General features: G+C 45.3%; 20 protein-coding genes and 1 tRNA gene. 16 read left to right on the forward strand and 5 right to left on the reverse strand.

Going from position 1 to position 18,776, the window contains the following annotated elements:
* Positions 1-52 precede the first annotated feature (52 nt).
* The 3 genes from folC (at position 53) to RAH45_RS02780 (ending at position 3,738) form a co-directional block, all read left to right on the forward strand.
* Entirely contained in the window at positions 53-1,420 is a 1,368-nt protein-coding gene (gene folC / locus RAH45_RS02770) for a bifunctional tetrahydrofolate synthase/dihydrofolate synthase (RefSeq protein ID WP_306495463.1), read from the forward strand.
* Between the two features lie 275 nt (positions 1,421-1,695).
* Positions 1,696-2,883 (forward strand): SPOR domain-containing protein, encoded by a 1,188-nt coding sequence (locus RAH45_RS02775; RefSeq protein WP_191691551.1) that lies wholly within the window; start codon positions 1,696-1,698, stop codon positions 2,881-2,883.
* Between the two features lie 324 nt (positions 2,884-3,207).
* Complete coding sequence (locus tag RAH45_RS02780; protein WP_144296353.1) at positions 3,208-3,738, forward strand: DUF2726 domain-containing protein; 531 nt, start codon at positions 3,208-3,210, stop codon at positions 3,736-3,738.
* Between the two features lie 33 nt (positions 3,739-3,771).
* Here the strand turns inward: RAH45_RS02780 and RAH45_RS02785 are convergent, their stop codons facing one another.
* Positions 3,772-4,695, reverse strand: a complete 924-nt coding sequence (locus RAH45_RS02785; protein ID WP_286797128.1) for a DUF1853 family protein — start codon at positions 4,693-4,695, stop codon at positions 3,772-3,774.
* A 208-nt stretch (positions 4,696-4,903) separates the two neighbouring features.
* On the opposite strand from RAH45_RS02785, the gene RAH45_RS02790 reads away from it, so the two are divergent.
* The gene (locus RAH45_RS02790; RefSeq protein ID WP_306495464.1) at positions 4,904-5,140 is read left to right on the forward strand and encodes a YdhR family protein; all 237 of its coding nucleotides are present in this window, start codon (positions 4,904-4,906) and stop codon (positions 5,138-5,140) included.
* Between the two features lie 79 nt (positions 5,141-5,219).
* Here the strand turns inward: RAH45_RS02790 and RAH45_RS02795 are convergent.
* From RAH45_RS02795 to gatC, 4 genes are all read right to left on the reverse strand, one after another.
* Positions 5,220-5,296, reverse strand: a tRNA-Pro gene (locus RAH45_RS02795).
* A gap of 114 nt (positions 5,297-5,410) precedes the next feature.
* Complete coding sequence (gatB, locus tag RAH45_RS02800) at positions 5,411-6,937, reverse strand: Asp-tRNA(Asn)/Glu-tRNA(Gln) amidotransferase subunit GatB (protein WP_144297884.1); 1,527 nt, start codon at positions 6,935-6,937, stop codon at positions 5,411-5,413.
* Positions 6,937-8,439: an Asp-tRNA(Asn)/Glu-tRNA(Gln) amidotransferase subunit GatA gene (gene gatA / locus RAH45_RS02805; RefSeq protein WP_306495466.1), complete on the reverse strand. Its 1,503-nt coding sequence runs from the start codon at positions 8,437-8,439 to the stop codon at positions 6,937-6,939. The genes gatB and gatA overlap by 1 nt, the downstream gene beginning before the upstream one ends.
* A gap of 68 nt (positions 8,440-8,507) precedes the next feature.
* The gene (gatC, locus tag RAH45_RS02810; RefSeq protein ID WP_306495467.1) at positions 8,508-8,822 is read right to left on the reverse strand and encodes an Asp-tRNA(Asn)/Glu-tRNA(Gln) amidotransferase subunit GatC; all 315 of its coding nucleotides are present in this window, start codon (positions 8,820-8,822) and stop codon (positions 8,508-8,510) included.
* Positions 8,823-9,520: 698 nt separating this feature from the next.
* Between gatC and RAH45_RS02815 the strand changes: the two genes are divergently transcribed.
* The 12 genes from RAH45_RS02815 (at position 9,521) to rplV (ending at position 18,776) form a co-directional block, all read left to right on the forward strand.
* The gene (locus RAH45_RS02815; RefSeq protein WP_102077545.1) at positions 9,521-10,549 is read left to right on the forward strand and encodes a rod shape-determining protein; all 1,029 of its coding nucleotides are present in this window, start codon (positions 9,521-9,523) and stop codon (positions 10,547-10,549) included.
* A 243-nt stretch (positions 10,550-10,792) separates the two neighbouring features.
* Positions 10,793-11,653, forward strand: a complete 861-nt coding sequence (gene mreC / locus RAH45_RS02820; protein ID WP_198328454.1) for a rod shape-determining protein MreC — start codon at positions 10,793-10,795, stop codon at positions 11,651-11,653.
* 202 nt (positions 11,654-11,855) lie between these two features.
* The gene (mreD, locus tag RAH45_RS02825; protein ID WP_144297881.1) at positions 11,856-12,341 is read left to right on the forward strand and encodes a rod shape-determining protein MreD; all 486 of its coding nucleotides are present in this window, start codon (positions 11,856-11,858) and stop codon (positions 12,339-12,341) included.
* 72 nt (positions 12,342-12,413) lie between these two features.
* The gene (locus RAH45_RS02830) at positions 12,414-13,100 is read left to right on the forward strand and encodes a Maf family protein (RefSeq protein ID WP_306495468.1); all 687 of its coding nucleotides are present in this window, start codon (positions 12,414-12,416) and stop codon (positions 13,098-13,100) included.
* Between the two features lie 226 nt (positions 13,101-13,326).
* A complete protein-coding gene (locus tag RAH45_RS02835) occupies positions 13,327-14,919 on the forward strand; it encodes an Rne/Rng family ribonuclease (protein ID WP_306495469.1) in 1,593 nt (530 codons plus the stop codon).
* A gap of 428 nt (positions 14,920-15,347) precedes the next feature.
* Positions 15,348-15,659, forward strand: coding sequence for a 30S ribosomal protein S10 (gene rpsJ, locus RAH45_RS02840; protein ID WP_010196670.1), 312 nt, complete (start codon positions 15,348-15,350; stop codon positions 15,657-15,659).
* A 47-nt stretch (positions 15,660-15,706) separates the two neighbouring features.
* Entirely contained in the window at positions 15,707-16,345 is a 639-nt protein-coding gene (gene rplC, locus RAH45_RS02845; RefSeq protein WP_068408481.1) for a 50S ribosomal protein L3, read from the forward strand.
* 14 nt (positions 16,346-16,359) lie between these two features.
* Positions 16,360-16,962 (forward strand): 50S ribosomal protein L4, encoded by a 603-nt coding sequence (rplD, locus tag RAH45_RS02850; RefSeq protein ID WP_068408479.1) that lies wholly within the window; start codon positions 16,360-16,362, stop codon positions 16,960-16,962.
* Positions 16,959-17,309, forward strand: coding sequence for a 50S ribosomal protein L23 (gene rplW, locus RAH45_RS02855; RefSeq protein WP_068408477.1), 351 nt, complete (start codon positions 16,959-16,961; stop codon positions 17,307-17,309). The genes rplD and rplW overlap by 4 nt, the downstream gene beginning before the upstream one ends.
* An 11-nt stretch (positions 17,310-17,320) precedes the next feature.
* Entirely contained in the window at positions 17,321-18,148 is an 828-nt protein-coding gene (gene rplB, locus RAH45_RS02860) for a 50S ribosomal protein L2 (RefSeq protein WP_068408475.1), read from the forward strand.
* A 12-nt stretch (positions 18,149-18,160) separates the two neighbouring features.
* Positions 18,161-18,436, forward strand: a complete 276-nt coding sequence (gene rpsS, locus RAH45_RS02865) for a 30S ribosomal protein S19 (protein ID WP_010196682.1) — start codon at positions 18,161-18,163, stop codon at positions 18,434-18,436.
* A gap of 10 nt (positions 18,437-18,446) precedes the next feature.
* Positions 18,447-18,776: a 50S ribosomal protein L22 gene (gene rplV / locus RAH45_RS02870; protein WP_068408473.1), complete on the forward strand. Its 330-nt coding sequence runs from the start codon at positions 18,447-18,449 to the stop codon at positions 18,774-18,776.

The following is an 18,776-nucleotide window of genomic DNA, read 5'->3' on the forward strand; positions in this document are numbered from 1 at the left end:
AAGCATTTTCACATTCTCTATTTTCCCGAAAAATTTCATATAGGTTCTGCCCATGTCTGACTCTACCGTTTCTAATTCTAATATTCCTAATGAGCACTCGAGTTTGACCGAATGGCTTGATTATATGCAGCAAATTCATGTCTCGGCGATAGATATGGGCTTATCACGCGTATTGCCGGTTGCTGAAGCGTTAGGCGTGGTGCAGTCAGCCAAAGACGATGCTTATGTGTTTACCGTAGCGGGCACCAATGGTAAAGGCTCAACGACCGCGGTCATCGCGCAGATGTGCCAAGCGGCAGGTTATAAAACCGCGCTTTATCAGTCACCGCATCTGAGTGTGTTTAACGAGCGCGTGCGTATCAATGGCGAGATGGTCAGTGATGAGACATTGATTGATGCCTTTAACAAAGTAGAGGCGGCAAGGTTACAGTGCGCTTTAACCTTATCATTTTTTGAAATGACAACATTGGCAGCATTATTAATCTTTGCTGAAGCAGACTGCGATGTTTGGGTGTTAGAGGTGGGGCTCGGCGGTCGCTTAGATGTGGTTAATATCATTGATCCTGATATGGCAGTGATTACCAATATCGCTATCGATCATGTCGATTGGCTAGGCGATAATGTTGAAGATATCGGCCGGGAAAAAGCAGGGATCCTACGTGATGGCATTTCTCTAGTTTATGGCGACAAGGAGATGCCAGCGAGTGTACAACAAGCGATTACCACGCATCAGGCGACTTGTTATCAAGCTGGACAAGACTTTGATTATCGTGAAGTGGATACCGACGTTTGGCAATATAGTAATGCCGCTGTCACTATGCAACTACCGCGCCCCGCACTATCCTTGACTAACACGGCTAATGCTTTATCAGCGGTGCTGGCAAGCCCGTTAAATATCGATAAAAAGGCTATCGAACAGGCATTGCAAACGGTCAAGCTTGCCGGTCGCTTTGATTATCGTGAGACCCATAACCGTCATTGGCTGTTTGATGTGGCGCATAACGAGCAAGGCGTTGAGTTTTTATTGGCGCAATTATTACCGCTTTGGCAGCAGCATCTAGCAACGCAAAATAGTTGCGCACACTTAAGTAGTAAACCTGTCAGCATTAAAATGCTGTTTTCTATGTTGGGCGATAAGGATATCAAGAAAGTCGTGCAGCGTTTGACTGAAGCGGGCTTGCCGATTAGCGATTGGTTTATCGCTGAGATTGATTATCCACGTGCAGCCAGCACTGAGAAGCTACAAGGCATCTTAACGAGTTATGTTGATAGTGCGCAAATACATGAGTTTAGACGCTTATCAGAAGCCACCGCTGCCGTTATAAAGGGTAGTCAAGCGCAAGACTTAATCGTGGTATGTGGCTCGTTCCATACAATTGGCGAGGCGCTAGCGGCGCTTGCTGCTGATAATTTAAATTAAAATCATAATGATTTAATGTTAGTCTTGGGAGAAGCATGATAGCAGACAGTATAAAAAATATGCTTTATAATCAAACTGCTTTAACATACTGCAATACAATGTTATGTACAAATTAAAATGGATATGTACAGCTTGACTTAGCATTTAAAAATGGCTGGACGTAACTGGCGGCGATATTAAGTTTCAAAATTGTTTATTAAAGCTATATAAACATAGCTTGGGACGATAGTTGCGCCGCTCAATCAACCTTATTACCAACTAAGAGACGTAAACGGATGAACTTTTCGAGACAAGCCTTATTGGGCATTGGGATGATTATTGGCGGTAGCGTGATGCTGTACGCCATGGTGCAACAAATTGGCGATAGCAATAAAACAAAACCTGCTTCAGCGATGATAGAAAAACAAAGCCCGGCGCAAGAATCTCCACAACCCTTGACGACTGATATCGAGACTGAAAAGCGCATCTTGGCACAAAAACAAAAAGAGCGCGCCGCCCGCGTAGCAGAGCAAGAAAGACGTGCACAGCAATTTTTAAGTGAGCAAGAGGCGGCTGAAGCGCAAGCATTGGCCAAAGCGCGCGCCGAAAGTCAGCAATATTTGGCAAGCACCGCACCTGCTAAAGATAAAGAAGCCGAGGAGAGTAAAGACGCTGAACAAGACACGGCGACCGCGACCAAATCTAGTACAGATAGCGATAATACTGCCACGGCAACTGAGAGTGATAATAGCGCCCGTGAGCAGCAAAAAGTGGCTCAAGCGCAACAAGAAGCCAAGCTGAAAGAACAAGCAGCAGCTAAAAAGCTAGCAGAGAGTAAAAAGGAAGCGGAAGCAAAAAAGCAGGCAGAGGCTAAAAAACAGGCTGAAGCTGAGAAAAAACAAAAAGCTGCAGAAATCGCTAAAAATGAGGTGCCAAAATCGCCTACGGATTATCAGGTCAAAAAGGGTGATGGGCTGATTAAACTGGCACGGCAACACAATATGCCCGTAGAAGTCTTGGCACAAGCGAATAACCTTTCACCGTCGACCTCGCTACAACTGGGTCAGAATATCACCATCCCATCGCGTCAGCAGGTTGATCGCTTAGCACGTGAAGCAGCAGCGGCTGAAAAAGCGCGTGAAGAAAAGCGTCAAAAAGAAGAAGCGTTAGCCAAGAAATCGGCCGATGCCAAGCGTGAAGCGCAGCAGAAACTGAACGAAGCGCGTAAAGAAGTGAAAGAAACCGATGCTAAAGGCAGTTTTGGTGTACAAGTGGCACTGGCGAATGACCAAGCCAAAGCGGATGAGTTGGCAAAAAAATTCCAATCAGCAGGCTATCAAGTCAAAACCAGTCCTACCAGTCGTGGTGTGCGCGTCATCGTCGGTCCTGAACGCGGTAAAGTGGCCGCTTTGGCGCTAAAAGATAAGATTAATAGCGACCCGAAAGTTAATACGACAAGTGCTTGGGTTTTATACTGGCGCTAAAATAAATTTAAATTGCTGCAATCTGATAGCCATTAGCGCTAAATAAACCGCACAATTTTAACTACGCCCGTTTTCACTTTTATCATTCTCACTAAATTTTTTAACACGACATCTATTGTCGTGTTTTTCGTTTTATCGTTTGCCGATTGGGGCCAGCTTGGTTACGATGTGCGCCGCTATTTTCTGTTTCTTCCTGTTCTTTTCTGTACTGTATAACCTGTCAGCCTATAAAGGCTGCCCTGCCGCGGTTAGCTATGTTTCGTCATTTTATTTAATGACATCCTCTACGTAGCTGACGGCTTTCATTATGTATAAGGTAAAACCATGTCATTTGGCGTTATATTTTTAATATTGGCAGTTGGATTTGTCGGGCTGATCACCCTGCCAAAACTGTTTTCTGATAAGCAGGCCACTGAGCCTGAGCCACCACCTGTGCGCGGTGATGAGCTGGCTATTTGGCCATTTGCGCCCATGCCTATTATGACTGATACGGAAGTTATCTTCTTTAAAAAGTTAAAAAATGCCTTGCCCGAATATCATATCTTTGTCCAAGTTCAGCTGTCTCGTATCATTGAAGCAAACAGTGACGAAACCTCGGAGCGTAGCTTTTGGTTCAATCGCATTTGTCGCCAAAGCGTCGACTATGTCATCGTGGATATCGATGCGCAGACTACCTTGCTGGCCATCGAGCTTGATGATTGGACGCATAATAGTAAAGCGCGGCAAAAGGCGGATGATAAAAAGGATAAAGCGCTTGCCAGTGCCGGTATTGCTATCGTGCGCTTTCATGCCGAACGCATGCCGAGTGCCGATATGCTCAGATATGAACTGATGCAGGTGATTGAGAGTTATTGAGGTTATAATAAAAACTTAACCTTTATCTTTTGCTTAGCCAAGCTTTTTAGGATAAATCACAATCGGCCTGTCACCTTCAAAATATAATCCTGTTCTTAAAACACCGTTTTCAGAATAGATAAGTGGTAACAGCCGATTGTCATAAAAGTCGCGCTTGCTAAACCATTCAATATAATGAGCGGCGCGTAATGCAGTTACATCAATCGTTGCAAGCGTGGCATTATCAGCTTTATCGCACCATTCGTGCATCGGAAAGCTAGGTGTTAGCCAATGAGGGTAGACGAAATTAGCGATGTTCATTGGCAAAAAGAAGCGTCCTTTAATGACGCCATAACGCTTATCAATCTTCACTTGGCCATGACTTTTAGTCTCGACCCACACCGTACGAAACTGTTTGGTTTGCATGTGGGTCATTTTGCGCTGTAAATTGTCGTTAGAATTGATACCGACCCAATTTATCGGCGCAAACGGTGCTGAACCCATAAAAAACTTAATCGCCAGCTCCCAATGCTCAACCAGATTGTCTTCATGATTATACAAAATCAAATCCAGCTCGCCTGTTGTCTGCTTGCCATTGTATAACTGCACGTTATTGGCAAGCGTCTCGTACCGATGTAATTTGCGTGCAAAGCCATCTTCTAGCCAAAACGATAACAATCCTTCAAAGTGAAAACCCAAGCGATTGGGGCTAGGACGTTTTAATAAATAGCGGGTTAATGCCTGATAGTCATTGGTGGTATCCAACTCTTTTAAACGCGGCTTATAAGCTTCAAACTGCTGTTGCCAAAAGTCTGCGCTATGTATTGCAACTTTGTGGGTAGTTTGATGCGGTGCGAAATCCAACCACGTCGTCAAGACGTTAGGGCAGGCGAGTACATACGCCAAATCACGCACAAAAGGTCGCCGATAAGCTTCCCAAGGTGCATAGCTATCAAGGCGCGGCGTAAGCTCAGACATAGGACAAACCAGAGTAAATATAAAGTATTTACCCTAGCGACTTGCTTACTAAAAGTCTATAGCGAATCGTAATATGTTAAGATTGTAGTCATCTGGCAGAATATATGATTGCCAACCCTTTAATAATACAGAGGATTAAGTTATGAACTACCTTTTGTAAATCGACTTTCCTTATAGCGGTCCTTTTGGTAGTGCGTTTTTTGATGCCATGAAAGAGTTGGCTGAAGATATCGCAACCGTAAACGGTCTGGTCTATAAGCTATTGACAGAAAATGAAGCAACGCAAGAAGCGGGCGGGATTTATGTGTTTGATAATTTGGACGATGCCAACAGATATTTAGAAAAGCATACCCAAAGACTGACTTCATTTGGTTTTAAAGATATCAAATCCAAAATCTTTGTTATCAATGAAGCGCTAAGTGCGATTACTAAAGCGTCTTTGTAATACTTTATGAAGAATAATGAGCATAAAAAAAGCCAACCATTGATATCAATGGTTGGCTTTTTTGTTTAACTACTATGTTTGGTCGGAACGGCAGGATTTGAACCTGCGACCACTACACCCCCAGTGTAGTGCGCTACCAGACTGCGCTACGCCCCGAATGACTGACTATTTTACGCAAAATTATGCATATTGCAAGGGCTATTTATTTTAGTCAAAATCTACAATGGCATTTTACTTATCACAGTCAGTTGCATACATAGTTATTCAACCTTAACCTAGTAATTCTTTTAGGATTTGGTTGACTTGTTGCGGGTTAGCACTGCCGCGGCTGGCTTTCATCACTTGCCCAACCAAACCGTTAAAGGCTTTTTCTTTACCGCCGCGATACTCATCGACCATCGCTTGGTTTTTGGCAATAACGTCTTCAACGATGGCTTTAATTGCGCCCGTATCGGTTTCTTGCTTAAGCCCTTTTTCTTCGATGATTTTATCAGCAGCGTCATCAGCATCGCCGCCTTCACGCTCATAAAGCGCACTAAAGACTTGTTTGGCCAATTTGCCCGATAAAGTGTCATCTTTGATACGTGCCAGCATGCCCGCCAATTGTTTGGCACTGATAGGCGAGTCAGCGATGTCTTTATCATCTTTGTTAAGGGCACCGAGTAGATCGCCCATGACCCAGTTAGCGGCCATTTTGGCGTCTTGTTGTCCGACCTCAGTGACGACATTTTCAAAATAATCGGCGAGCGTACGGCTACCGGTCAAGATGCGAGCGTCGTATTCTGATAGTCCAAGCGCTTCTTCAAAGCGTGCACGGCGAGCAACAGGCAATTCGGGCATCGCAGCCTTGATGGCATCGACCGTATGCTGCTCTATACGCACTGGCAATAAGTCAGGGTCAGGGAAGTAGCGATAATCATTGGCGTCTTCTTTGGTACGCATGGTGCGAGTTTCATCGCGCTCAGGATCGTATAGCATCGTCGCTTGGATAACTTTACCGCCGTCCTCGATGATGTCGATTTGACGCTCGATTTCACGATTGATGGCGCGTTCGATAAAGCGGAATGAGTTAAGGTTTTTCAACTCCGTACGCGTTCCCAAATCTGCGCCCGGTTTACGCACAGAGACGTTACAGTCGCAGCGGAATGAGCCTTCTGCCATAATCGCATCTGAGATACCAAGCCATGTGACCAGCTGGTGAATGGCTTTGATGTAAGCAATCGCTTCGGCAGCTGAGCGCATATCAGGCTCAGAGACGATTTCGATAAGTGGCGTACCTGCGCGGTTAAGGTCAACGCCTGTCATACCATCGACGGCATCGTGTACGGATTTACCCGCATCTTCTTCTAGGTGCGCGCGGGTGATACCCATACGTTTAGGGTATTCGTTTTTCTCGCCTTCATTGACCACCACGTCAATATAACCTTTGCCAACGATAGGGTTGGCCATTTGGGTGATTTGATAGCCTTTTGGCAAGTCAGGATAGAAGTAGTTTTTGCGGTCAAAGGTGTTAAATAGACCTAATTCAGCATTGACACCGATACCAAACTTTAAGGCACGATCGACCACGCCCGTATTCAATACAGGTAAAACACCAGGCAAGCCTAAATCAACGATACTGGCTTGGGTATTTGGTTCGTGACCAAAGTCAGTCGGCGCGCTGGAGAATATTTTACTTTCAGTATTGAGCTGGCAATGAATCTCAATCCCGATGACCACTTCATAGCCATCGACGAACAGCTCTTTGCGGACAATTTCTTGCTGAGCGGCATTATCAGTAGTAGTTGCTGTGTTCATTATACCGTCTCCTTCGCGATGGTAGAGTGTTGTAAATGGTGGTCGGTATGCTGCTGGAATAGGTGCGCGGTAGAGAGCAACTTGCTTTCTTGCCAATATTGACCAATCAATTGCAGCCCAATTGGTAGACCGTTTGTGGTTAAACCAACCGGCTGACTAAGCGCAGGTAAGCCCGCTAAGTTAACACCGATGGTATATACGTCCCCCAAATACATGGTCGCAGGATCAAGGTCTTCAGCAAGTTTATAAGCAGCGGTCGGCGCGGTTGGACTGGCGATGACATCACAATTGTTAAAAGCATCTTCAAAGTCTTGTACGATAAGTCGGCGTACTTTTTGAGCCTTAGTGTAATAGGCATCAAAGTAACCCGCGGATAGCGCATAAGTACCGGTCAAAATACGACGTTGTACTTCAGGGCCAAAGCCTTCTGAGCGTGAGCGCGTATATAAGTCAAGCAGGTCAGTTGGATTCTCACAGCGATAGCCAAAACGCACGCCATCGAAACGCGATAAGTTCGATGATGCTTCAGCAGGGGCGAGCATATAATAAGTCGCAAGGGTAATTTCAGGGTCAGTGATGTTGACTTCTACAATCTTCGCACCAAGCGCTTCGTATTGCTTTAGCGCTGCCCGTACGGCTTGCTCGACTTCGGTATCTAGACCTTTGGTAAAGTACTCTTTTGCCACGCCAATACGTAAGCCTTCTAATGGCTTGGCGGTGTCGCCAGCAGTTGTGACTGCATTGTTTAAGTCTTGCACGTAATCTGGTATATCATGCTTGATAGAAGTGGCGTCGCGCGGGTCATGACCAATCATCGGTTGTAGCAGATACGCGCAGTCCATAGCACTGCGTCCCATACTACCTGCTTGGTCAAGACTTGACGCATAAGCAATCATACCAAAGCGCGAGATACGACCATACGTTGGTTTAATACCGGTTAAACCACAAAATGAAGCAGGCTGACGGATAGAACCACCAGTATCGCTGGCAGTAGCAACCGGAACAAACCCTGCGGCGACGGCAGCGGCACTACCACCTGATGAGCCACCTGGGACGCGCTCAAGATTCCAAGGATTGTGTACCGCGCCATAATGCGAGCTCTCATTATCCGAGCCCATCGCAAACTCATCCATATTGAGCTTACCAAGGCTAATCATGCCGGCTTTATTGATATTGGTGACGACAGTGGCATCATAAGGTGACACAAAGTTATGCAGCATTTTTGAGCCACAAGTCGTTAAGACACCTTGGGTACAAAAGATATCTTTATGCGCCATCGGCACACCAAGCAGGGGACGCTTGTCACCTTGGGCACGCATCTCATCAGCGGCTTGTGCTTGCGCGCGCGCGGTTTCGGAGGTGTGGGTGATAAAGCTGTTAATCTTACTGTCGAGCGCGTCGATACGCTTGATATAGTGCTCAGTTAATTCTGCACTGCTAAATTGCTTGTCTTGCAAGCCCGTAATCAGCTGCTGGGTACTTAAAAGGTGAAGTTCAGACATAAGGTGTCGTCCGTCAAAATGTGAATAACATTAAATAAAGTGGAATACGGTAAAAATTATTGGGGCAATTATTCAATCACTTGTGGCACAAGGTATAAACCTGCTTCTACGGCAGGCGCGACCGATTGATTGCGCTCGCGATTGATATCGTATTTGGCGACATCGGCGCGCAAATCTTGGCAAACTTCATGAATGTTTGATAAAGGTTTGATACCAGTGGTGTCGACACTGCCAAGCGTTTGCATCAATTTTAATACGTCGCTGATGTCGTCGGCGTAGCTGCTGGCGGTGTCTTCATCAACACCGAGGCGTGCAAGGCGGGCAACTTCTAAGATTTCTTTGCGGCTGACATTGCTTTCAGCGGCGAGGGTTTGCTGTGACATAGTTTCTCCAGTGAAGGATAGTTTTTATTAGAGTAGGGATAAAAATAGGTAATGACTAATAACTGAATAAAGTAATAATGTTTAAAATACACGCAAATAAACAATCTACCTGAGTATTTTATAAAGAGTGCCTTTATTATAAAGCATCTCACCGAAGATTACAGAGCAGGGCATCGATTGCTGCTGTATCTTTACTAACTTTGTTCAAATAAAGAGCATTACAAAATTGACCCAATAGTTATGGATTGATTGTCAATTGCTCAGCATTGCGTTCAGAAATACGTTACAGTATGCAGCCACTGCTCAGCGAAACGTTAAGTAAATGCCTTTAAATGCTTTAGCAAGACGCGCCGCAGCAATAATACTTGGTGATCGCGCCTTGTTAGTGTTTGAATTAAATGATGTTTCATTAAATGCCATGCTCTGCTCTGTCATTTCAAACTTTGTAACATCTTTTCGCGTTTAACGGCAAAATCCTAGCGTACTGATGCAAATTTCTGTGTTTTTTTTGAGCTAAATCGGTATAATTTAGCTCAGTTTTTTCATTTCATCATTATTGCTTCGGTTTGACTTGCTGCGATGATAAACTCGCGCCATCGGTCACGTCTTACGACGACCTGCTCAACACTGACGAGTAACCCTCAGTCAATTTCGTTCGCCTCATTCGCCTCATTTGTAATACGCTGGATATATTAGCCATGAACCCGTTTGGATTTTTATCAAATAATATCGCAATCGACCTCGGTACTGCGAACACCCTTATCTTTATTCCTGGTAAAGGGGTGGTGCTCGACGAGCCTACAGTGGTCGCGCTACGTAGTAATCGTACCCAAAACCCTACCGTCGCCGCCGTTGGTATTGATGCCAAACAGATGCTAGGTCGTACGCCTGCCAACATCACGGCTATTCGCCCATTAAAAGATGGCGTGATTGCAGACTTTGAAGTGACACAAAAAATGCTCAAGCATTTTATCACTAAAGTAAAAGCCAAGCGTTTTATGGCACAGCCCAACGTGGTGGTTTGTGTGCCATGCAAATCGACGTTGGTTGAGCGTAAAGCGATTCGTGAAGCGGTATCGTCGGCTGGCGCGAGCAAAGTATTGTTGCTAGAAGAACCTATGGCCGCCGCAATCGGTGCGGGTATGCCCGTGCATGAAGCCAGTGGTTCAATGGTCGTTGATATCGGTGGTGGCACGACTGAGATTGCTGTTATCGCGCTGTCAGGCTGCGTCTATGCCGAGTCGATTCGTATCGGCGGCGATATGTTTGATGAAGCGATTATTACTCATGTGCGCCGTACGCATGGCTGCGTGATTGGTGAAACCACTGCTGAGCGTATCAAGCAAGAGGTGGGTTCGGCATTAAATGAAGACAGCCAGTTAGAAGTTGAAGTTCGCGGTCGCAGCATGGCAGAAGGCGTACCAAAGACCTTTACGGTCAATTCAGAAGAAGTACAAAAAGCCCTCAGCGACCCATTAAGCGGTATCGTCAGCGCGGTAAAAGCAGCACTTGAACAGACGCCACCTGAGTTGTCATCAGACATCGCTGAGCGTGGTATTGTCTTAACTGGCGGCGGCGCATTGCTGCGTGATTTAGACAAGCTTATCTCTAAAGAAACCGGTCTGCCTGTGACGGTCGCTGAAGAGCCATTGACTTGTGTCAGCCGTGGCGGCGGTATTGCGCTTGATTTTATCAACAACAAAAGCCTAAATATGATTTTTGTTTAAATTGTGAATATTAAAGCGCTATAAAAATTGTTTGATTCTATTTGTTTTTTCCTATTAAAGGTAGCCAATAAGGTTGCCTTTAATGACATTTAGCCATACCAAAATGCAATAGAAGTACGATAAGTCACGCGTGGTTATTAACGTATCGACATTATTTTGAACTGACGCTATATGCTGATATTTGCTGCTGTTATGGCGAGTCGCAACTATTGCTCACATTAAAACCTCTAGATTAGACCAATTATGATTCCAAGTATTTTTGCTCGTCAGCCGCTCGCGCTTCGTAAGACTGCTATCGTATTGATAGTGGCGCTGGTATTGATGTGGTTTGATAGCAAAAATCCAGAATGGTTTAAGCCGATGCGCTCGACTACCCATGCCGCCATGCAGCCTATTTATGAGCTGTCGTTATTACCGAGTTATGCAAAACACTGGTCGAGCGGCAGCTTGCAGTCGAAAGAGGCGCTACGCCGCGAAAACATGCAGCTAAAGTCGCAACTCATCCATGCCCAAGCCAAGCTGCAGCAGCAGGATTATATCTTGGCACAAAACGCGCGCTTGCAAGGTATCTTATCGACCACACGCCCTGAGCAATTTGATTTAAACCTCGCGCAAGTGATCGGCACTGATACCAATCTTCTCAGACAAATCGTGGTGCTCAATAAAGGCGAACAAGATGGCGTGCAAGTCGGTCAAACGGTCATCGATGAAGTGGGTATTTTAGGTCAGATTATTAATGTCTATCCTAATACCAGTCGCTTATTGCTAATTACCGATGAGCAGCAATCGGTTGCTGTGACCGTCAAACGCACCGGACAGCGCGCTATCGTCACGGGCGAGGGCATACCGACCTCATTACGTCTCAACTACGTCTTTAAGACCTCAGATGTGCGCGTCGGTGATGAGCTGGTGTCTTCAGGCTTGGGCGGACGTATTCCGGCGGGCTATCGCGTTGGTCGTATCGCCCATGTCGAAGACACGCAAGAGGATAACTTTAGAAGTATTGAAGTTACGCCGGCAGCAAATTTTATTGATAACGCTTATGTGTTGGTGCTGCAAGATAAACTGGTTAATAGAAGAAATGCCGGTATTAAAGAAAACTAAGGGCTTGTCAGCTTACTCATAAGCCCGCATTGCGTGTCCTCATTGATACCCTAGACATTTGCACAGACATTTATATAGACGTCTAGATAGACAGATAAGATAAATAGTATTCAGAATTGTTTGGTCAACTAGCGCTGCTACTTTTTTCAATATTAACTGAACGATTAAATAGCTGCTAAACTCTCGCTAAAGGTAAGTATTCATGGCATACGCGGATTTTGATGATGCAACTGGGGTACTCCCAGCCTTGATTATACTGAGTTTTATTATTGCCTCATCGCTGAGCGTCTATCCTTTAAGCCCAAGTATGGCTGCACTGCGTCCGATGGTGATGGTGATGGTGCTGATTTTTTGGTTACTGTTTCAGCCGCGCTACGTCGGGATTTTTAGCGCCTTTGCTATTGGCATTATCGCCGATTTATTAATGGATACCCACCTAGGTCAGCAAGCCTTCGCCGCCGTTATGGTCGCCATGGTCATAAAAATTACCAGTATCTATATCAGACAGCTTAATACCATTAGCGCTTGGCTTATTGCAAGCCTAGGATTGGTTGTTTTCCAAGTCAGCTTATGGATATTGCAGCTGTTTATCCAAAATACCTTTGTTGCCCAATCTGCTCTATCGTTATTCATGAGTATCATCAGCTGGCCATTGGTGCTATTGGCCTTACGGAGATTTGCCCGCTAGCTTTTTTGCTTACTCGGTCTATATTATCAATTTTCCTGCAAAACCATAATTTTATAAAATAAGAGTATCACGATGAACCTCATTTTAGCGTCTGGCTCACCGCGTCGTCATGAGCTACTAACCAGAGCGCAACTAAACTTTACGGTCATGAGCGTCGATATTGATGAAACGCCGCATGTGAATGAATCTCCTAAAGATTACATTGAACGTATGGTTGCTAGCAAAGCAGAAGCGGCGCTAGAGCAATTGAATAAAGAACTAAATAAAAAGCTAAACGACAGTCAAACTGATCTATCTGCATTTCTAATTATTTTAACCGCTGATACCATTGGCGTCTTAGCCGATGGTAAAACGGTATTGGTCAAGCCCGACAGCCGAGCAGACGCTTATCGTATGTGGCAGCAGATGTCCGATAATACTCACCAAGTATGGACAGCGGTGCAAGCAACTCAAGTATTGTTATCTGCTAAGTCTTCAAGCTCTCCAACCTCCGGCAGAGCATTTCAAATCGTGAATCAACAACAAATTACTGAGCGCACCGATGTCACCTTTATTCCTTTAACCGAAGAGATGATGGAAAACTATTGGGACAGCGGCGAGCCTGCTGATAAAGCTGGTGGCTACGGTATTCAGGGTTTGGGCGCCGCCTGGGTAAGCCGCATTAATGGCAGCTATACCAATGTGGTTGGTTTACCGCTGGCACAAACCGTGGCGTTGATTAAAAATATCACGGCTATCAGCGCCAACGATAGAGCCTAAGCATTGAGCAAATAAGCTGAGTAAACAGGTAGGTGAGAGTAGCGCGTATTTGATGTAGGATAATTAAATGGTTGGTCTTACATGAGATGGCAAATGGCTATCACTCAATTATCTGCACATAATGACACGCTAGGATAATGGGCAAACCCAAGGTGCATTTGGTACACTGTGAGGCTACCAAACGATGAACGCTTCACAAGAAAGCTGAGTGCTAAGAGAAAATATTATGTCCGAAGAGCTGCTGATTAATATTAGTCCCATGGAATCGCGCGTCGCCGTGTTAGATAACGGGGTGTTGGGCGAGATTTATATCGAGCGTCATCATAAACTGGGCTTGGTCGGCAATATTTATTTGGGCACGGTAGTACGCGTGCTTCCGGGTATGCAGGCAGCTTTTGTCGACATCGGCCAGTCACGCACAGCGTTTTTACATGTCAATGACATGCAGCGCGAACCGCGTCCTGTTAGCGAGAGCAAAAATAAGACCTCAGAAAACATCAATAACCAACGTCCTGTTATCGAAGCTACCGCTGATGATTTGGCGGTCACGCCGCCTGTGGTCAGTGCGCACAGCACCGAGGTTGTAGCCGTTACAAAATCTCTTATCCAGCATCGACTGCACGAAGGCCAACGTATCTTAGTACAAGTGACCAAAGACCAGCTTGGTAGCAAGGGCGCGCGTTTAACTACCAATATATCGCTACCATCACGTTACTTGGTCTATCTGCCATCGAGTGACCATATCGGTATCTCGCAGCGTATTGATGGCGAAGAAGAACGTACTCGTCTCAAAACTGAACTGGCGAGCCTGATGCAAACGGTCAATCTACAAGGTGGGCTGATTGCGCGCACCGCTGCTGAGCGCGTGCCAGTCGATAAACTCGAAGAAGATATCTACTATCTATTGCAGCTCTGGCGCACCATTTGTGCCCGTCGCCAAGAAACAAAACCAAATCAAAGCTCTGAGCTTATTTATCAAGAATTATCACTGCCGCTACGCTCCATTCGTGACTTGGTGCATGCCGATACCGAAAAAGTGGTGATTGATAACGCGCAAATCTATGAGCAAGTCCGTTATTTTGCTAAAGAGTTTGTGCCTTTCGTCTACGACCGTATTGTGCATTATACCGCCGAGCCTTCCTTGTTTGATGTCCACCGTGTCGAGGATGATTTGCGTGATGCCCTAAAACGTCGTGTCGATTTAAAGTCTGGCGGTTATCTGATTATCGATCAAACCGAAGCCATGACCACCATCGATGTCAATACTGGCTCTTTTGTCGGTGGGCGCTCGTTAGAAGATACCGTTTATAAAACCAATTTAGAGGCCACCCACGCTATTGCACGGCAATTACGCCTAAGAAACCTTGGCGGCATTATTATCTTAGATTTTATTGATATGCTTGAGCAGCAGCATAAAGACGATATTTTAGAGAGCCTGCAAGCGCAGCTAGCGCAAGACTACGCCAAAACCAAAATTACCCAAGTCAGTGAGCTTGGGCTGGTTGAAATGACGCGTAAACGTACCCGTGAGTCGCTTGGACAGCAGCTATGTGAACCTTGCTCAACCTGTCAGGGTCGCGGCTTTGTTAAAACGGCCGAAACCGTTTGCTTTGAGATATTTCGCGAGATTATGCGCTGTGCGCGAACTTATAACTCGCCCAAGAAATTCACTGTGGTTGCCCATGCTGCCGTCATTGACTTACTATTGACCACCGAATCAGACACCGTCGCAGATTTAGAGTATCTATTAGGTAGAGTGATTACCTTTGAGGTCGAAAATCTCTATACCCAAGAGCAATATGACATCGTTTTAGATTAATGATAGAGTAAATTTATACCATTATAAAGTATCTTAATTGAGGTTTTGATAAGAAAATTATTGATAAAAGCGCTTGTTTATAAAGGGGGATATCTCAAAACACCGCCGATATTACTCTTGCAATGAGCGAAATACTATGTATAATACACACCACTGAATTATATATGCGCAGCCAATTAAACAGCTGGCGCTATGACAGCTAGAGCATCGTTTCTAGCACTATTTCATTATGCCTTTGCTGACATCCTATAATGGAAGGGTCGGCGGGGCTTTAAACTATTTTGCTTTTGGCACGCTATAAGTTCCGGTAACGAACTCATTCTGGTTAAGAACAGAAGGCCGCTTAAAGTGAATATTTAACCAAACGGCTTTTGCTCATATCTTTGCAAAGCAAGAATGACAAAAGCACATATTAGGAGCTTGCTGGCATGGCTAACCAGAGAATCCGTATCCGTCTTAAGTCTTTTGATCATCGTCTGATTGATCAATCTGCACAAGAGATCGTTGATACTGCAAAGCGCACCGGTGCGCAAGTTTGTGGTCCTGTACCGTTGCCGACTCGCATTGAGCGCTTCAACGTTCTAACCTCACCACACGTTAATAAAGACGCTCGTGACCAGTACGAAATCCGTACTCACAAGCGTATGGTTGATATCGTTCAGCCTACCGACAAAACTGTGGATGCGCTAATGAAGTTAGACTTAGCGGCGGGTGTTGACGTTCAAATTGCTTTGGGTTAATGCAAAACACACCCAACCCATTAATATAAGATATAAAGAGGTCTAAAATGGCGATCGGTTTAGTCGGTAAAAAATGCGGCATGACCCGTATCTTCACTGAAGCAGGCGAATCTATTCCTGTTACAGTGGTTGAGGTCCATGCTAACCGCATTACTCAAGTAAAAAATACTGATGTAGATGGCTATCAAGCCATTCAAGTTACCACAGGTACTCGTCGTGACAGCCGCGTAACTGCTGCACAGAAAGGTCACTTCGCTAAAGCTGGCGTTGCAGCTGGCCGTGGTGTATGGGAATTTCGTGCCAATGACAGCGATCTTGAAGGTCGTGAAATTGGTGGTGAGATCCTAGCTGACTTGTTCGAACAAGGTCAGATTGTAGATGTCACAGGACAGAGTAAAGGTAAAGGCTTTCAAGGCGGCGTAAAGCGTCACAACTTTAGCATGCAAGATGCCACTCATGGTAACTCAGTGTCTCACCGTGTCCTTGGTTCAACTGGTCAAAACCAGTCACCAGGTAAAGTCTTCAAAGGCAAAAAAATGCCAGGTCAAATGGGTAACAAACGCGTTACCGTTCAGGGCCTAGAAGTGATATCGGTTGATGTTGAAAAAGGGTTACTTGTCATCAAGGGTGCTATCCCAGGTGCCACCGGTGGCGATGTCATCGTACGTCCGTCAGTCAAAGCCTAAGCAAGGGGATTAACGTGGATTTAAAAACAGTTACAGGGGCGGCAGTTGAGCTTTCTGATACGGCTTTCGGTCGTGAATTCAACGAAGCATTAGTGCATCAGGTCGTCACCGCATATCTTGCTGGTGCTCGTCAAGGTACACGCGCTCAGAAAACCCGTGCCGAAGTTTCTGGTGGTGGCATCAAGCCATGGCGCCAAAAAGGTACTGGTCGCGCTCGTGCAGGTTCTATTCGTAGCCCAATCTGGCGTTCAGGTGGTCGTGCATTCGCAGCCAAACCACAAGATTGGTCACAGAAAGTTAACCGCAAAATGTATCGCGGTGCGATGCAGTGCATCCTAGCCGAATTGATTCGCCAAGAGCGTTTGATTTTGGTTGAAGAGCTAAGCGTTTCTGGTCCTAAGACCAAAGAGCTGATTGCAAAGTTAAATGATTTGGGCGCACCTCGTGCACTCATCGTCACCAAAGAAGTTGACGAAAATCTATACTTAGCTGCGCGCAACATCCCACACGTCAATGTACTTGGTACAAACGAAGTGGATCCAGTGAGCTTGATTGCTTTTGATAAAGTAATCATGTCAGTTGAAGCTGCGAAACAATTTGAGGAAGCACTAGCATGAATAACGCAAGACTTTATCAGGTCTTAAGAGGGCCTGTATTCTCAGAAAAATCTCAAATGCTTGGCGACTCACTTGGTGTACAGGTATTTAAAGTTGACTCTAATGCTACTAAGCTTGAAGTCAAAAAAGCGGTTGAGATGATGTTCGAAGGCGTTGAAGTTTTAAAAGTAAACACTTTGAATGTTAAAGGTAAGACAAAGCGTTTTGGTAAAAATATCGGCCGTCGTAATGACTATAAAAAAGCCTACGTTACCTTAAAAGCTGGTCAAGATGTACAAATGGCTGATGCTGGTGAAGAAGTCGCAAACACGACTGCTTCTACTAGTGAAACAGCGAACAACGAATAAGGATTACACTCATGCCTATCGTAAAAGCAAAGCCAACATCACCAGGCCGTCGTTTTGTTGAAAAAGTGGTGCATCCACACCTTTACAAAGGTCGTCCTTTTGCAGCGCTTCTCGAATCAAAAAGTAAGTCAGGTGGTCGTAACAATAATGGTCGCATCACGACTCGTCACGTTGGTGGTGGTCATAAGCAGCATTATCGTATTATCGATTTTAAACGTACTAAAGACAATATCCCAGCTGTGGTTGAGCGTATCGAATACGATCCTAACCGTACTGCACACATTGCTTTACTTAAGTACGCTGACGGCGAACGTCGCTATATCATTGCTGCTAAAAAACAAGCAGTTGGCGATACCGTCATGTCAGGAGAGAACTCTCCAATCCGTCCAGGTAACTGCTTACCACTGAAAAACATCCCATTGGGTACTGTGATACACAATATCGAACTTAAAATCGGTAAAGGTGCACAGCTAGCTCGTTCTGCGGGTGCCAGCGTTCAGCTACTAGGTCGTGACGGTATTTATGCTATTCTACGTCTACGCTCAGGTGAAACTCGCCGCGTACACGTGAATTGCCGTGCTGTTATTGGTGAAGTTTCTAACACTGAAAATAACTTGAAATCACTTGGTAAAGCCGGTGCTTCACGTTGGCGCGGTGTTCGTCCTTCTGTTCGTGGTGTCGCTATGAACCCGGTTGATCACCCACACGGTGGTGGTGAAGGTCGTAACAAAGGTCGCCATCCAACCAGCCCTTGGGGTCAGAAGTCTAAAGGACTTAAAACGCGTCATAATAAGCGTACTGACAGTATGATCATCCGCCGCCGCGCCAAGAAGAAATAAAGGAAGAATTTCATGCCTCGTTCATTGAAAAAAGGTCCATTCATAGACGCGCACTTATTTGCTAAAGTTGAGAATGCATTAGACACCAACTCACGCAAACCAATTAAAACTTGGTCGCGCCGCTCGATGATTTTGCCACAAATGGTTGGCCTAACCTTATCTGTTCACAACGGCCGTACTCACGTACCGGTTATCGTAAGCGAGCAGATGGTTGGTCATAAACTAGGTGAATTTGCCCCGACTCGTACATATCGTGGTCATGGCATTGACAAGAAAGCTAAGAGATAAGGTGCTTACCATGGAAGTAACTGCAAAATTACGCGGTGCCGCCATATCGGCACAAAAAGTTAGACTCGTTGCTGATGAAGTTCGTGGCAAATCTATCGAGCGTGCTTTGGATATCCTAACGTATAGTAATAAAAAAGGCGCTGTTTTCGTTAAGAAATGTCTTGACTCAGCCATCGCCAATGCCGAACACAACAACGGTTTAGATATCGATACTCTTAAAGTATCAACCATCTACGTTGATGAAGGCATTACGCTAAAACGTATCCTACCACGTGCTAAAGGTCGCGCTGATCGTATCAGTAAGCGTACTTGTCACATCACTATAAAGGTAGGAGAATAA

Origin of the sequence: Psychrobacter sp. van23A, from assembly GCF_030845275.1 — a bacterium.
In the GTDB taxonomy this organism is placed as follows: Bacteria; Pseudomonadota; Gammaproteobacteria; order Pseudomonadales; family Moraxellaceae; genus Psychrobacter; species Psychrobacter faecalis.